This window comes from Arthrobacter sp. M71 S08 (assembly GCF_059089725.1).
This window is the reverse complement of record NZ_JBNHEY010000002.1, coordinates 517,133-531,572: the sequence shown is the minus strand read 5'-3', so window position 1 is coordinate 531,572 and position 14,440 is coordinate 517,133. Positions and strand designations below refer to the sequence as shown.

General features: G+C 64.8%; 15 protein-coding genes. 2 read left to right on the top strand and 13 right to left on the bottom strand.

Annotation, left to right across the window (positions count from 1 at the left end):
* Nucleotides 1–14: 14 nt before the first annotated feature.
* From guaB to AC5RTB_RS06420, 4 genes are all read right to left on the bottom strand, one after another.
* Nucleotides 15–1,625 (bottom strand): IMP dehydrogenase, encoded by a 1,611-nt coding sequence (gene guaB / locus AC5RTB_RS06435; RefSeq protein ID WP_494060226.1) that lies wholly within the window; start codon nt 1,623–1,625, stop codon nt 15–17.
* Between the two features lie 135 nt (nt 1,626–1,760).
* Entirely contained in the window at nt 1,761–3,371 is a 1,611-nt protein-coding gene (gene groL, locus AC5RTB_RS06430) for a chaperonin GroEL (RefSeq protein WP_494060225.1), read from the bottom strand.
* A 90-nt stretch (nt 3,372–3,461) separates the two neighbouring features.
* Complete coding sequence (gene groES / locus AC5RTB_RS06425; protein ID WP_490889585.1) at nt 3,462–3,758, bottom strand: co-chaperone GroES; 297 nt, start codon at nt 3,756–3,758, stop codon at nt 3,462–3,464.
* A 376-nt stretch (nt 3,759–4,134) separates the two neighbouring features.
* Nucleotides 4,135–4,716 carry a GNAT family N-acetyltransferase gene (locus AC5RTB_RS06420; RefSeq protein WP_494060224.1) on the bottom strand — a complete coding sequence of 194 codons (582 nt, stop codon included), beginning with the start codon at nt 4,714–4,716 and terminating at the stop codon, nt 4,135–4,137.
* An 88-nt stretch (nt 4,717–4,804) separates the two neighbouring features.
* Between AC5RTB_RS06420 and AC5RTB_RS06415 the strand changes: the two genes are divergently transcribed.
* Nucleotides 4,805–6,016: a class I SAM-dependent methyltransferase gene (locus AC5RTB_RS06415; RefSeq protein WP_494060223.1), complete on the top strand. Its 1,212-nt coding sequence runs from the start codon at nt 4,805–4,807 to the stop codon at nt 6,014–6,016.
* Between the two features lie 9 nt (nt 6,017–6,025).
* Here the strand turns inward: AC5RTB_RS06415 and AC5RTB_RS06410 are convergent, their stop codons facing one another.
* Nucleotides 6,026–6,847, bottom strand: a complete 822-nt coding sequence (locus tag AC5RTB_RS06410; RefSeq protein ID WP_494060222.1) for a shikimate 5-dehydrogenase — start codon at nt 6,845–6,847, stop codon at nt 6,026–6,028.
* Nucleotides 6,848–6,850: 3 nt separating this feature from the next.
* Complete coding sequence (locus AC5RTB_RS06405) at nt 6,851–7,369, bottom strand: DUF421 domain-containing protein (RefSeq protein ID WP_494060221.1); 519 nt, start codon at nt 7,367–7,369, stop codon at nt 6,851–6,853.
* A gap of 227 nt (nt 7,370–7,596) precedes the next feature.
* On the opposite strand from AC5RTB_RS06405, the gene AC5RTB_RS06400 reads away from it, so the two are divergent.
* Nucleotides 7,597–8,736, top strand: a complete 1,140-nt coding sequence (locus AC5RTB_RS06400; RefSeq protein WP_494060220.1) for a glutamate--cysteine ligase — start codon at nt 7,597–7,599, stop codon at nt 8,734–8,736.
* Nucleotides 8,737–8,754: 18 nt separating this feature from the next.
* Here the strand turns inward: AC5RTB_RS06400 and AC5RTB_RS06395 are convergent, their stop codons facing one another.
* The 7 genes from AC5RTB_RS06395 to AC5RTB_RS06365 form a co-directional block, all read right to left on the bottom strand.
* On the bottom strand, nt 8,755–9,321 hold the full coding sequence (locus AC5RTB_RS06395) for a maleylpyruvate isomerase family mycothiol-dependent enzyme (protein WP_494060219.1): 567 nt from the start codon (nt 9,319–9,321) through the stop codon (nt 8,755–8,757).
* Nucleotides 9,322–9,335: 14 nt separating this feature from the next.
* Nucleotides 9,336–10,403: a tRNA (adenosine(37)-N6)-threonylcarbamoyltransferase complex transferase subunit TsaD gene (gene tsaD / locus AC5RTB_RS06390; RefSeq protein WP_494060218.1), complete on the bottom strand. Its 1,068-nt coding sequence runs from the start codon at nt 10,401–10,403 to the stop codon at nt 9,336–9,338.
* Nucleotides 10,396–10,872, bottom strand: coding sequence for a ribosomal protein S18-alanine N-acetyltransferase (rimI, locus tag AC5RTB_RS06385; RefSeq protein WP_494060217.1), 477 nt, complete (start codon nt 10,870–10,872; stop codon nt 10,396–10,398). The genes tsaD and rimI overlap by 8 nt, the downstream gene beginning before the upstream one ends.
* Nucleotides 10,869–11,522, bottom strand: a complete 654-nt coding sequence (gene tsaB / locus AC5RTB_RS06380) for a tRNA (adenosine(37)-N6)-threonylcarbamoyltransferase complex dimerization subunit type 1 TsaB (RefSeq protein ID WP_494060216.1) — start codon at nt 11,520–11,522, stop codon at nt 10,869–10,871. Before tsaB ends, rimI begins: the two co-directional genes overlap by 4 nt.
* Nucleotide 11,523: 1 nt before the next feature.
* On the bottom strand, nt 11,524–12,045 hold the full coding sequence (gene tsaE, locus AC5RTB_RS06375) for a tRNA (adenosine(37)-N6)-threonylcarbamoyltransferase complex ATPase subunit type 1 TsaE (RefSeq protein ID WP_494060215.1): 522 nt from the start codon (nt 12,043–12,045) through the stop codon (nt 11,524–11,526).
* Entirely contained in the window at nt 12,042–13,205 is a 1,164-nt protein-coding gene (gene alr / locus AC5RTB_RS06370; protein ID WP_494060214.1) for an alanine racemase, read from the bottom strand. The genes tsaE and alr overlap by 4 nt, the downstream gene beginning before the upstream one ends.
* Nucleotides 13,206–13,296: 91 nt before the next feature.
* Nucleotides 13,297–14,382: a PfkB family carbohydrate kinase gene (locus AC5RTB_RS06365; RefSeq protein WP_494060213.1), complete on the bottom strand. Its 1,086-nt coding sequence runs from the start codon at nt 14,380–14,382 to the stop codon at nt 13,297–13,299.
* Nucleotides 14,383–14,440: the final 58 nt, after the last annotated feature.

The following is a 14,440-nucleotide window of genomic DNA, read 5'->3' as shown; positions in this document are numbered from 1 at the left end:
GTTACTCCGGGGTGCTACTTGGACCCGTAATTCGGGGCCTCAACGGTCATCTGGATGTCGTGGGGGTGCGATTCCTTCAGTCCGGCAGAAGTAATCCGGACGAACTTACCCTTGGCCTTCAGCTCCGGGATGGTGCGCGCGCCGGTGTAGAACATGGTCTGGCGCAGGCCACCGACCAGCTGGTACGCCACTGAAGACAGCGGACCGCGGTAGGCGACGCGGCCTTCAACGCCCTCGGGAATGAGCTTGTCGTCGCCGCTGACGTCGCCCTGGGAATAGCGGTCCTTGGAGTAGGACGTGTTCTTGCCGCGGGTCTGCATCGCGCCGAGAGAACCCATGCCGCGGTAGGTCTTGTACTGCTTGCCGTTGACGAAAACCAGTTCGCCGGGCGCTTCAGCCGAACCGGCAAGGAGCGAGCCGAGCATGACGGTGTCCGCACCGGCGACCAGTGCCTTGCCGATGTCACCCGAATACTGCAGGCCGCCGTCGGCGATGACCGGGACGCCGGCGGGAATCGCTGCCTTGGCGGACTCATAAATGGCCGTCACCTGGGGAACACCGACGCCGGCAACCACGCGGGTGGTGCAGATGGAACCCGGCCCTACGCCCACCTTGATGCCGTCAGCGCCCGCATCGATCAGTGCCTGGGCGCCTTCGCGGGTGGCAGCCTGACCGCCGATGATGTCCACGTGCGCGGCGGCTTTCTCTGCTTTGAGCCGGGCGATCATCTCGAGGACGCCGGCGCTGTGGCCGTTCGCCGTATCGACGAACAGCGCGTCCACACCGGCGTCGACCAGTGTCATGGCCCGCTCCCAGCCGTCGCCGAAGAACCCGATGGCTGCGCCGACGCGCAGGCGTCCCTCATCGTCCTTGGTGGACAGCGGATACTGTTCCGCTTTCGTGAAGTCCTTGACGGTTATGAGACCGCGGAGGATGCCGTCGTCGTCGACCAGGGGAAGCTTCTCGATCTTGTTCTTGCCGAGGAGGCCGATCGCATCCTCACCGCTGATGCCGACGTGGCCCGTGACCAGCGGCATGGGAGTCATCACTTCGCGGACCATACGGTGCGGGAACTCGTGCTCGGAGACAAACCGGGTGTCCCGGTTGGTGACGATTCCGAGGAGCCTGCCGTCGCCGTCGACCACCGGAAGGCCCGAGACGCGGTAATGGCCGCAGAGGTCATCGAGTTCGCGGAGGGTGGCGTCAGGGCCAATGGTGACAGGGTTGGTGATCATGCCGGACTCGCTGCGCTTGACGCGGTCCACCTGCTCGGCCTGGTCGGCGATCGACAGGTTGCGGTGGATGACGCCGAGGCCGCCCTGGCGCGCCATGGCAACCGCCATGCGGGCTTCGGTAACGGTGTCCATGGCGGAGGACAGCAGCGGAGTCTGCACACTGATGCGCCTGGAAACCCGGGAACTGGTATCCGCTTCGGACGGAATGACGTCAGTGTGTCCGGGCAGCAGCAGGACGTCGTCGTAGGTCAGGCCAACGAAGCCGAAGGGATCATGGGGGGTCGACTGTTCGCTCAACGCGGCGCCTCTTTCGGGGGGATGCTGTGGGAGTATCGCCGGTGCGGTGGACCAGCGCGTTCCGGCTTCTATCGTAGAACGAATGGAATCCATCCCCTATTCCAATGACCACTATAAAGATGTGAAACGAGCAACGTTCCGGCCTTCGGGGGAAGACCGGAACGTTGCTCGTGTGCCCTTGGCGGCGGAGTGCTGCCGGTGGCTGGTGCCTTCAGAGGCGATGTGCCGCTAGTGGCTGTGGCCGTGGTGCTCTTCTTCATCGGCCGGCTTCTCGACCACGAGGGTCTCAGTGGTGAGAACCAGAGCGGCGATCGAGGCTGCGTTGCGCAGGGCCGAGCGGGTGACCTTCACCGGGTCGATGATGCCGGCATCGACGAGGTTCTCGTAGTTGCCGGTGACGGCGTTGAAGCCGTGATTGACATCAAGCTGGCCGACCTTGTCAATGACAACGTAGCCCTCGAAACCTGCGTTCTCGGCGATCCAGCGCAGCGGCTGGACCAGTGCACGGCGAACGAGACCGACGGCGGTAGCCGCGTCGCCCTCAAGCTTGAGCACAGCCGGGTCTTCTTCGAGGACCTTCGAAGCGTGGATCAGCGCGGAACCGCCACCTGCGACGATTCCTTCTTCCAGGGCTGCGCGGGTTGAAGAAACAGCATCTTCGATGCGGTGCTTCTTTTCCTTGAGCTCAACCTCTGTGGCTGCGCCGACCTTGATGACTCCTACGCCGCCGGCGAGCTTGGCGAGGCGCTCCTGGAGCTTTTCGCGGTCCCAGTCAGAATCCGTGCGCTCGACCTCGGCGCGGATCTGCGAAACGCGATCGGCAACATCCTGCTCGCTGCCTGCACCGTCAACGATGGTGGTGGCGTCCTTGGTGACGGTGATGCGGCGAGCCGTGCCCAGGACCTCGAGGCCGACCTGGTCGAGCTTCAGGCCCAGATCCGGGGACACAACCTGCGCACCGGTGAGGGTGGCAATGTCCTGGAGCATGGCCTTGCGGCGGTCACCGAAACCGGGAGCCTTGACCGCAACGACGTTAAGGGTGCCGCGGATCTTGTTGACCACCAGGGTGGACAGCGCTTCGCCCTCGATATCCTCAGCGATGATGAACAGCGGCTTGCCCGCCTGCAGCGCCTTTTCGAGCAGCGGCAGGAACTCCTGCAGAGCGGAGATCTTGCCGGAGTTGATCAGGATCAGTGCGTCTTCGAGGACGGCTTCCTGACGCTCAGGGTCGGTCACGAAGTAGGGGCTCAGGAAGCCCTTGTCGAACTGCATGCCTTCGGTGAGGACGAGCTCGGTCTGGGTGGTCGAGGATTCCTCGATCGTGATGACGCCGTCCTTGCCGACCTTCTCAAAGGCTTCGGCGAGCAGGTCGCCCACTTCCTGGCTCTGGGCCGAGATAGCGGCAACGTTTGCGGTCTGCTTGCCGACGACCTCGCGGGCGTTTTCCAGCAGGCGGCCGGCAACAGCCTCGATGGAGACCTCGATGCCGCGCTTCAGTGCGCCCGGGGCGGCACCGGCAGCAACGTTGCGCAGGCCTTCCTTGACCAGTGCCTGTGCGAGGACGGTAGCCGTCGTCGTGCCGTCACCGGCGACGTCGTTGGTCTTGGTTGCAACTTCCTTGGCGAGCTGTGCGCCGAGGTTCTCGAAGGGGTCGTCCAGCTCCACCTCACGGGCGATGGTCACGCCGTCGTTCGTGATGGTGGGGGCGCCCCACTTCTTGTCGAGGACGACGTTGCGTCCACGGGGGCCGAGTGTCACCTTGACGGTGTCGGCCAGCTTGTCGACACCGGCTTCCAGCGAGCGGCGAGCGGCGTCATTAAACTCCAACTGCTTTGCCATTGTTTAAGTTACGTTCCTTTCAGGCTTGTGCAGGGATGTGTACTTACAGGAAGAACCCCGGCCGAATGAGACCGGGGTTCTTCTGCACAACTACTTGACGACGATCGCCAGAACGTCGCGAGCGGAGAGAACCAGGTACTCCTGGCCACTGTGCTTGACTTCGGTTCCGCCGTACTTGGAGTAGATGACGACGTCGCCTTCAGCTACGTCGACCGGAACGCGGTTGCCGTTGTCGTCAACGCGGCCGGGGCCTACTGCGACGACCTCGCCCTCCTGGGGCTTTTCCTTGGCGGTGTCCGGGATGACCAGACCTGAAGCGGTGGTCTGCTCGCCTTCCAGCGGCCGAACAACAATACGATCTTCAAGAGGCTTGATAGAGACCGACACTCGGACCTCTCCTTCACTTGGTTTGAATGAATCGGGGTATCGAGCAGGCGCTGACCGTCGTCGCGGTGCCGGTTGGCGCATCCTCGAAGGATTAGCACCCTCATAGCGAGAGTGCCAAGTCCGACTTTATGCAAACGGTTAGCACTCGGTCAAGGCGAGTGCCAGAGCGGTGGGTTATGCATGGATGTCCATCGCGGGATTGACCGCACGAACAGCCGACTGGGGTGAACCGCGATCCGGCCTGAAGTACCGCCAGCAAACGGCGAGCCAGGCTCAGCGCACTCCCGGCAACGAAGGCTCGCGTTTTGTCTACGCCCCTTCATCCTCGCCGTCGGGTAAGGCCATCGACCCGTCGTTTTCTGCAGGGCGGAGTGGTTCACGCGGACGATTCAGGCCTGACCATCTTGGTCACAACCCACCGGTGCTTACCGATTTTGCGGTCCCTTACGAAGCCGAGCTTCTCGTAGGTCGCCAGGGCACCGTTGTACAGGAACCCTGCGGGCACGGAGGCCGCGTCCTCGGGATAGCCTTCGACCGTCCCCCCGCCCATGTGGGCGATCAGGTTCAGGGCGCCTTCCAGCGCGGCGCCGGCAACACCCTGCCGTCGGAGTCCCTTCCCGACGTAGCAGCAAGCAATACGCCAGTCAGGTGCCGCGGTCTGGCTCTTCTCATACGCAGCACGGTTCTTGATCCTCGGCAGCTCCGTAGGCGGGCCGAATTGGCACCATCCCAGGCAGTCGTCCCCCTCGAATACCAGGGCCGCGTGTGCTGTTCCCTCACGCACCCGGGCGAGCTTGCGATCGCGATTGCTTTGGACGGAGGTGCCTTCGCCAATGTCCTGCGGGTGAAATCCCATACACCAGCAGCCACCAAATATGCCGTTGTTCACTTCGACCAGCGCTGCAAAGGCGGGCCACGTCGACTCGTCCAAAGCCCGGACGGTGTACTTCGGTGACATGCACACATCCTACGTTCGCGGTCCCTCCCGCCCCAGGTGACGTCTAGACTGAAGAGCCCGGCCCAGCCCCCTCGCCGAAAGCGGTACCTTGACCCAGAACCTCCTTGAGCCCATCCTGACTCCCGAGGGCTGGGAACTGCTCAACTCGCTCGGACCCTACTCCGAAGCCGAGAGCCTCCGGCTCAACGAGCAGCTCCGCGCTGCCGGCCACTCCCCCGAGGTGGTGAACGCGGCCCTCACCCAGTCCCGGCTGCGCGCCAAGGCCCAGGCCAAATTCGGTCCCTTCGCCGCCCGGATGCTGTTCACGCCCGCCGGCCTGGAACAGGCAACCAGGCTTAACGTCGCCGCCCGGCACGCCCAGCGTTACGTCACCGCCGGCCTGCAGAAGGTCGCCGACCTCGGCTGCGGCATCGGCGCCGACTCGATGGCGCTCGCCACCCTCGAACGCGACGTCACCGCCGTTGAACTCGACGAAACCACCGCCGCAGCCGCCACGATGAACCTCCTTCCCTGGTCCAACGCCACGGTGCTCAACGCCGACGCGTCAACGGTGGACCTGTCCGGGTACGACGGCATCTGGCTGGATCCGGCCAGAAGGACCACTTCAAGCTCGGGCACCAAACGCCTCTTCGACCCGGAAGCCTTCTCGCCTCCCCTGTCGTTCGTTGAGAGCCTCGCCGACGCCGGTATGCCGGTCGGCGTGAAGCTGGGCCCCGGGATACCGCACGACGCCATCCCTCCGAACTGCGAAGCACAGTGGGTCTCAGTGGACGGCGATGTCGCCGAAGTCGTCCTCTGGTTCAATGCACTCCGCCGCGACAACGTCCGCCGCAGCGCCCTGCTCATCGGGGCAGAGGGCGCCACCGAGCTCACCAGCAATACCGACTTCGGCGAGGACGACGACGCCCCGCTCGGGCCGGTCGAAGGGTACCTGTACGAGCCGGATGGCGCAGTGATCCGCACCGGCCTGGTTGCCGACGTCGCGCGGCAGATCGGCGGACACCTCGTCGACCCGCACATCGCGTACATGTGCGCGCCCGAACTGGTCGAGACCCCGTTCGCGAGGCCCTACCGGGTCCTTGACGTCATGCCGTACAACGTGAAAGCCCTGAAGGCCTGGGTCAAGGCAAACGACATCGGCGTCCTCGACATCAAGAAACGCGGGACCTCCGTCACCCCCGAGGAGCTGCGCAAGCAGCTGCTCGCCGGCTCGAAGAAGTCAGTGCGCAAAGGCACGCTGGTACTGACGAGGATCGGCGACGATCGCGTCGCCGTCGTCGTCGATCCGGTACTGGGCTGACGGGAACAATCAGGCCGGCTGGCGCGAGAACTCGCCCGCCTCGCGGATCTGCTCAGGCGTGGGCCGCACGCCGGTGTAGAGCACAAACTGCTCGGCTGCCTGCAGGGCGATCACCTCAGCACCCGTGATCACGGGCTTGCCTACGCGCCGGGCTGCCTGGATAAGCGGTGTTTCGGACGGCAACGCGACGACGTCGAACACCAGCGACGCTGCACCAATCGCGTCGTCGCTGAATGACTGGACCTCCTCGTCCTGCCCCGCCATGCCGAGGGGGGTCACGTTGATGAGCAGGTCCGCGGTGGAATCGCCGGGCTCCGCCTGCCACTGGAACCCGTACAGCCCTGCCAGGCGCCTGCCTGCCTCTTCATTCCGCGCCACAACGGTGACCTGGGTGAAGCCCGCATCCCGCACCGCCGCCGCCACCGCCTTGGCCATTCCGCCTGAGCCACGCAACAGAACCGACGACGACGGCGTTACCTCCGTCCGCTGTCCGATCAGTTCCGCCACCGCCAGGTAGTCGGTGTTGTACGCGGTGAGGACGCCGTCGTCGTTCACGATCGTGTTCACCGAGTCGATCGCCAGCGCCGAAGGATCCATTCGGTCCATCAGCGGGATCACGTCCTCCTTGAAGGGCATGGACACGGCGCACCCGCGAATTCCCAGCGCCCGAACGCCGCCGATGGCCGCCGGCAGGTCCTTGGTGGTGAACGCCTTGTAGATGTAGTTCAGCCCAAGCTCGTCATAAAGCCAGTTGTGGAAACGCGTTCCGATGTTGCTGGGCCTCGCGGCGAGGGAAATACACAGGACCATGTCTTTATTCAGGATCGGCACCCGTCAATTATGACCTGCGCCCTTGACGTCCTCCAGCGCGGAACCATCACCATACTTCTGCTTCGAAATAATGCTGACTTTCCCGTTGGTCTCAAGCACGATCGCGGCGACGTTGGAAAGATCACCGTTGCCCTGCATTCGTGCGGCCTGAAACAGTTCGGATTTCGTCAGCCGGTTCCTGCGAAGGTCTGCTTCCCGGACCTGGCCATCACTGAACAGGAGAACCGGACGGGAAGTGATCGCTCCCCTGAACCCCGGCCAGCGGGACGACACGAGGGCCACGACGTACTGCAGCCCCGCGAGCAGGGCGAGTGCGAACACGCCCTCAGTCCAGGAGATATCGGAATTGAGCAGGATGGTTGCCAGCGTGGATCCGAATGCGACGGTAACGATGAAGTCGAAGATGTTGAGTTGGCTGAGAGTCCTCTTACCCGACAATCGAAGAATGACGACGAGAAGGGCGTAGGCAGCGGAGCCAACCAGCAGTACCCGACCCACATCAGCCCAGCTATCGAACCACATACCGACTCCCAACCTGTCCCTGACCAGTCATGCTTTTCGCTCCTTGCGGGGTACTTGTTGTGCCTCTTCTCACGAAGACCTGACCTTCACACTAAGTCCCGGAGATGTCTTCAGCGACCGTAGAGCAGGCCCTCTGCACTACTATTGAGGTCAGTTCTCACCCGCGATGGCGCGATACCGAGGCAAAATTTCCCCACCGTCCGGTACCGGTCAGGAGCACACACGCATTGAAGATAGAGTTCGCGAAGTCGGAGCAGTCGACCCTCGGCGTTGAGTGGGAACTCGCACTCGTTGACCGGTACAACGGTGACCTGGTGTCCGTGGCCAAGGAAGTACTCCGGGGCGTCAACGAGCGGCATCCGGAGCTTCAGGCCGACGACGAACATCCCCACATCAAGCAGGAACTCCTCCTCAACACGGTCGAGATCGTCACTGGAATCTGCCATACCGTCGCGGAGGCCAAAGAGGACCTCAGCCGGTCACTCGCAGCGGTCCGCGAGGTGACGGACCCGATGGGCGTGGAGTTGTTTTCCGCCGGCTCGCACCCCTTCAGCGCACCGCGTTCCCAGCCGGTGACGGACAAGGAACGCTACTTCAAGCTCATCGACCGCACCCAGTGGTGGGGCCAGCAGATGGTGATTTACGGGGTCCACGTCCACGTCGGCCTGGATCACCGGGACAAAGTGCTTCCGGTGCTCGACGGACTCGTGAACTACTTCCCGCACTTCCAGGCGATCTCGGCGTCGTCTCCGTTCTGGGGCGGCGAGGACACCGGCTACGCGTCACAGCGTGCCCTGATGTTCCAGCAGCTTCCAACCGCCGGGCTGCCGTTCCAGTTCCGGACTTGGGCAGAATACGAAGCCTACGTGGAGGACATGTTCACCACCGGCGTGATCGACACGGTGAGTGAGATCCGCTGGGATATCCGGCCGGTCGGCAACCTCGGGACCATTGAGATGCGTGTCTGCGACGGGCTCTCCACGCTCGAGGAGGTCGGCGCCGTCGCGGCACTGACACAGTGTCTCGTGGACGACTTCTCCACCACTCTGGACAACGGCGGTTCCATTCCGACCATGCCGCCGTGGCATGTCCAGGAGAACAAGTGGCGCGCCGCCCGCTATGGGCTGGAGGCCATCATCATCCTGGACGCCGCCGGCACGGAACGCCTCGTTACGGAGCACCTGATGGATGAGCTCAACCGGCTCGAACCGGTTGCGGCGAGACTCGGCTGCTCCCAGGAACTGGCCGACGTCGAAAAGATCCTGCAGCGCGGCGCCGGGTATCAGCGCCAGCGCCGGATCGCCGCCGAGAACAATGGTGACCTGAGCGCCGTCGTACTGGATATGGTGCGTCAGCTCCGCGACTGACCGGCTGCTGCCGGAACGTCAGGCGTTGACGGAGGGCTGCCACCCGGCGTCGCGTCCCATCCTCGCCAGCAGGATGGTTTCCCGATCCGCATGGGGCGGGACAGGAAGCGCCGGCCTGCAGATGCCTTCCTCATAGAGGTGCTCGCCGAAACCGTCGAGTGATCTCTCAATGAGATCGAGCTCATCTTCGTTGAAATGGGTGTCCCGGCCCGCACCGCGCGCGATGTCCCACCGGTGCACCATCAGGTCAAAGCCGTAGAACGTCGCGAGCGTCTTTCCGACCGTCGTTGGACCGAAGAAACCCTCGAACGACGTCTGTGCGAGCTCGGCAGTGTCGAGGACGTGCTGAACGCGTGAGGCATGGGACTTCCACGCACGCACAGGATCCTGCGCCGTGTCCGGACGAGAGCCGGCGTCGATATTGTGCTGGCCCAGAAAGTCCCGTTCCGTATCAATCAGGTGGTCCAGAACATCGAGGACCGTCCAACCGGTACATGGCGACGGCGCCGACCAGTCCTCCACAGTTTCGAGGATCTCCCTCAGCCGGGCACTCTCTGTCCGAAACAGTTCCGAATAGGTAATCATGGAACAACCGTAAGTCAGAGGTGGACCGTACTCACCGGCATCGAGGAATCGGTGCCGAAACCAATCCCGCTCGGCTCACCGCCGTCCATGATGATGCGCGCAGCAAGCGCGGCGACCATGGCACCGTTGTCAGTACATAACGACGCCGGCGGGATGGTGAGCGTGATGCCCGCGGCTTCACAGCGTTCCCGGGTGAGCTGCCGGAGCCGGGAGTTGGCGGCCACTCCCCCGCCCAGCAGCATCGAGGTGATGCCGTGCTCGGTGCAGGCCAGTACCGCCTTCGACGTGATCACATCGACCACCGCCTCCTGGAACGACGCCGCCACGTCCGCAACCGGCACCTCAACACCGCGCGCCTCACAATCCTCGACGAACCGCGCCACCGCCGTCTTCAGCCCGCTGAACGACCAGTCGTAGCGGTGCGGGCCGGGCTGCTCCGCAGTCCCCATGTACTTGGGCTGGCTCAGCCCCCTCGGGAACCTGATGGCGGAAGGGTCGCCCTGCAACGCGATCCGGTCGATCACCGGCCCGCCTGGATAGCCGAGACCGAGGATGCGCGCCACTTTGTCGTACGCCTCACCCGCGGCATCGTCGATCGTGGAACCCAGCAGCTCGACGTCGGACGCCAGGTTCCTTACCCGCAGAATCTCCGTGTGGCCGCCGGACACCAGCAGGGCGCCGAGGTTGTCGGGCAGCTCGCCGGCGTCTAACAGGCCAACGCCAACGTGCGCCACGAGGTGGTTGACCGCAAAGAGCGGCTTGCCTGTTGCCACCGCCAGTGCCTTCGCTGCCGCTACCCCGACCATGAGGGCGCCGGACAGCCCCGGGCCGGAAGTGACGGCGAGCGCATCGACCTCGGACAGGGTCACGCCCGCCTCGTCGAGTGCCTGCTGAAGGGTAGGAACCATCGCATCAAGGTGGGCGCGCGACGCGATCTCCGGGATAACCCCGCCGAAGCGCACATGCTCATCCATGGAGGAGGACACCGCGTTGGTCAGCAGGGTTGTGCCCCGCACGATCCCGACGCCGGTCTCATCACAGGAGGATTCGATTCCCAGAACGAGGGGTTCAGACCTATTCATGGTCACCTTTCGCTGCACTGGAGAGGGTGAAGGTCAGGCGCATGACATGGGCGCTGACACCATCCCTGTAGTAACCCCGCCGGGTGTGGATGTGCTCGAACCCGTTGTGCTCGTACAGCCGGCGGGCCCGGGGGTTGTCTTCGCGCACCTCGAGCAGGATTTCCCGTGCACCCCTGCGATGCGCTTCATCGAGCATGCTCGTCAGCATCGCCGTCCCGATTCCCTGGCCTTCGTACTCCGGCAGCACGCCGATGGTCTGGATATCCGCCGTCGTGCCGAGCACCATTACCCCGCAGTACCCAACAATCTGCCCGTCCACCTCGGCGATCAGGTACTTCCGCGTCTCCGCCTGCTCGAACTCGTCGAAGAAGAGCTCGAGCGGCCAGGCGTCGATAGGGAACAGTTTCTGTTCGAGGCTGGCGACAGCGGGAATGTCGTGGAGGCGCATCGGGCGCAGGGTGAAGGTCACAGCAGGGCCTTCTTCCGCGGACCGGGCACCTTGGCATCCGACTCCCGAAGGTACAGCGGTGTCGTGGGGCGCAGGGTGTAACCGGCTGCCAGCGTGCGGTCGGCTACTAGGGCCAGCGCGACGGCGTCGGGCGTAAGGTCGGTTGCCCCCGTTGTGCCGGCCAGCCGCTCGGCATAGAGGCCGGCACCGCGGCCGTAGACGGGCAGGTCCGGTACGCTCTCCGCCGGACCCACATGGGGTCCATCCAGGAGCTCCGGCAGCGGCGATCCCGCGCGGTAGCGTGCCCAGTACACTTCCTTGCGCCGCGCATCGGTGGCGACCGCGAACTCACCCTCGGGGTGGCCGGCGTCGAGGGCCACCGCATCCAGGCTCATGACCCCGTGGAGGGGCACGTTCCACACGAAGGAGAGCATACGCGCGGTTGCGATACCCGCACGCAGCCCCGTGAAGGGCCCGGGCCCCACGCCCACGACCATGGCGTCCAGTTCGGTTCCCGGCACACCGGCGTCCGCGAGCAACCGTTCGACGGCGGGAGCCAGCACTTCGGCGTGGGACCGCGTGTCGGTCGAGGCGAACCGCTGGAGAACGACGCCGTCACGAACCAGCGCGGCACTGGCGGCGGCCGACGTATCAAGGGACAGAATCAGCACGCTAGACCAGCACTCCCAACTCAAGATCCGCCCAGCGCGGACCGTAGGCGTCGATGCGCACCTGGCGCGGTTCGTCGTCGTCATCTGCGAGCGCCGCAGGATCCGTAGGCGAACTGACCACGGGACGAACCAGCGTGATGTGCAGCCAGCTGTCAGCAAGGTGCTCCACGCGGCCGGACCCCCATTCGACGACTGTGACGGAACCATCCAGCGTCGACTCAAGGTCGAGGTCGTCTATTTCCGCGTCCGATTCGAGCCGGTACGCGTCCACGTGGACGAGCTCCGGCCCGTTCGAGAGCGAGGGATGATTGCGCACCAGTACGAAGGTCGGGGAGATGATGCCTTCCCGTACCCCCAGCCCGCGGCCCAATCCCTGGGTGAAGGTGGTCTTCCCGGCACCGAGTTCACCGGTGAGGATGAGCAGGTCGCCTGCGGCAAGCCGGCGGCCAAGGCTCTCCGCGGCGCGTTGGAGTTCCTCGACGGAGGCGACGGAGAACTCGTGCGACCAGGCCGGGCTTGTCACTGGTCCGCCTCCGAATCAATGTACCGGCGGGCAACGCGCGGGCTGATGCGGGTGACGATTTCGTAGTTGATCGTGCCGCTGGCCCGGGCCCAGTCGTCGGCCGTCGGGGTTCCCTCCTGGGCACCGAATATGACGACTTCCTGGCCGAGCGGACTGTCAGCCGAATCTGCAATCCCGGTCTCATCGAAGTCGATGACAAACTGGTCCATCGCGATCCGTCCCACGACGGGGTAGAACCTGCCACCGACTGATACCGGCGCACCCGTGGCAACCCTCGGGATGCCGTCGCCGTAGCCCACCGGAATCAGTCCGAGGGTAGTGCGCTTGTCGGTGCGGTAGGACAGTCCGTAGGAAACGCCGTGACCTTCCGGCACTTCCTTGCAGTTCGCAATGGTGGTCAGGAAGCTCATGGCCGGACGAAGCCCGAGCTCAGCCGATGACTGCCCGTCGAAGGGTGAGAGCCCATAGATGCCGAGCCCCACCCGCACGAGGTCAAAATGCGCGTCGGGCCGCGAAAGCGTGCCGGGAGTGTTCGCGAGGTGGCGGACCTCGAGGTCCGCCCCTGCGTCTTCCGCCACGGCAACGGCTTCGCGGAAGCGTTCGATCTGCTCGTCGGTCTCTTCCCGGTCGGGTTCGTCCGCGACAGCGAGATGCGAGAAGACACCGACAACCCTCAGCAGTCCGTGTTCCTGATGTTCCAGCGCACGGCCTAGCAGGGCCTCCCACTGCTCGGGCGGGCAACCGTTGCGGCCGAGTCCGGTATCGATCTTCAGGTGCACGCGGGCAGGCCGCTCCAGTCTCCGGGCCTCGGTCACCACGTGGGCCAGTTCCCACCCCGAGATGCCCAGATCCACTCCAAGTTCGATGGCGGCCGCGAAATCGCTTGATTCGGTGTGCAGCCAGGCGAGGATGGGCGCCTCGATGCCGGCCTGGCGAAGTGCGACGGCCTCCGCGATATGGGCAACGCCGAGCCAGGCGGCACCGGCTTCCAGTGCCGCGTTCGCCACGGGGACAGCACCGTGCCCGTAGCCGTCGGCCTTCACCACGGCCATGACGCGTGCCGGGCTGGCGACCTGCGCGATGTGCCGAACGTTGTGCCGCACCGCGGCGAGGTCGATGTCCACCCGCCGTTCCGGCACGGGCCCTGCTGAGAAACTCACAGGCCCATTCTGTCAGTTCCGAACGGGCGGTCAGGAATCGGGATGCCTCCGGGTGCGGTTCCCGCGGGGCTCCCAGCCTGCCCGGGAGCGCTCACGCGTCCGACTGTGTGGCGATTGTGGCGCTCGCCCGCCTGACAGCTTCCGGAGGGACATTGGCAACGGCGTCCTCCAGGAAGGCGTAGCGCCGCAACCACTGCTTCCGGACGCCGTCGCGCTCAGCACTCATCCCCCGCCACCAGTCGGCAATATCACCCCAGCCCGGAGCGGCCAGCGAGCCGCCGACTTCCTGCACCGAGAGCGAGGCACACAGGTTCGCGAACGCCAGCCGATCCGCGAGGGGCCAACCGGCAAGGTCACCGGTGACGAAGGCTGCGCCGAAACAGTCACCGGCTCCCGTCGGGTCATAGGCATTCACGGGCAGTGCAGGCACCCACTCCTCCTCACCCGTCATCGAGTCGACGGCAATGGCGCCGTGGTGACCGACCGTCACCACAGCAACCGGTACCAGCTCGGCGAGCGCATACAGCGCGGCCCAGGGGTCCGTGGTTCTGGTGTACGCCATCGCCTCGGTTTCATTAGGGAGGAAGGCGTGAAAGTACTGCAGGGAATCCAGTGCTTCCCCGGACCAGGCTCCGCTTGGATCCCAACCCACGTCACCAAAGAGACGCATGCCCTTCGCATGCGCCGCCGGCACCCACGGTTCCACCTCCACGCCGACCTCGGCAATGGCAGCCCGGCACCGCGGCAGGTCCGCGATCAGCTCGGAAGCCGACAGCGGCGAGGGGTGCCCGTGCGTGACCATCGACCGGTCACGGTTGACCGAGAGCGACACCGTGACCGGCGAATGCCACTGCTCAAAGGTCTTCGATCGGGACAGGTCAACGTGTTCCTGCCCGTGCAGGATGCTGCGGTTGAAAGCACCGTAACCGTCGTCGCCGAACGCCGCCGCGAGCGTCGTGTGCAGCCCGAGCCTGCTTGCAGCGATGGCCTGGTTCGCCACCCCGCCGGGACATGAACCCATCCCCTCCGCCCACACCTCGGTCCCAGGGACCGGCAACGTATCGAGGCCTGTGAAGATAATGTCGAAGAACACCGAACCTGTAAGCAGGAGATCGAACTCCGGATCGTTCTCGGTCCGTGAGGAGGCAAGCGGGTCAAATCGGTTCGGGGAAGCCATGTAGGGCACATTACTCCCCGGCCCGACAGGGAGTAGTCAGCGGGCGCGTTCAGCGCCC

Coding starts and splice junctions, on each gene's coding strand:
- guaB (WP_494060226.1), bottom strand. CDS start 1,625: ATGGATTCCATTCGTTCTACGATAGAAGCCGGAACGCGCTGGTCCACC.
- AC5RTB_RS06365 (WP_494060213.1), bottom strand. CDS start 14,382: ATGGCTTCCCCGAACCGATTTGACCCGCTTGCCTCCTCACGGACCGAG.
- groL (WP_494060225.1), bottom strand. CDS start 3,371: ATGGCAAAGCAGTTGGAGTTTAATGACGCCGCTCGCCGCTCGCTGGAA.
- AC5RTB_RS06405 (WP_494060221.1), bottom strand. CDS start 7,369: ATGTGGTTCGATAGCTGGGCTGATGTGGGTCGGGTACTGCTGGTTGGC.
- AC5RTB_RS06420 (WP_494060224.1), bottom strand. CDS start 4,716: ATGTCACCGAAGTACACCGTCCGGGCTTTGGACGAGTCGACGTGGCCC.
- tsaD (WP_494060218.1), bottom strand. CDS start 10,403: ATGAATAGGTCTGAACCCCTCGTTCTGGGAATCGAATCCTCCTGTGAT.
- AC5RTB_RS06395 (WP_494060219.1), bottom strand. CDS start 9,321: ATGATTACCTATTCGGAACTGTTTCGGACAGAGAGTGCCCGGCTGAGG.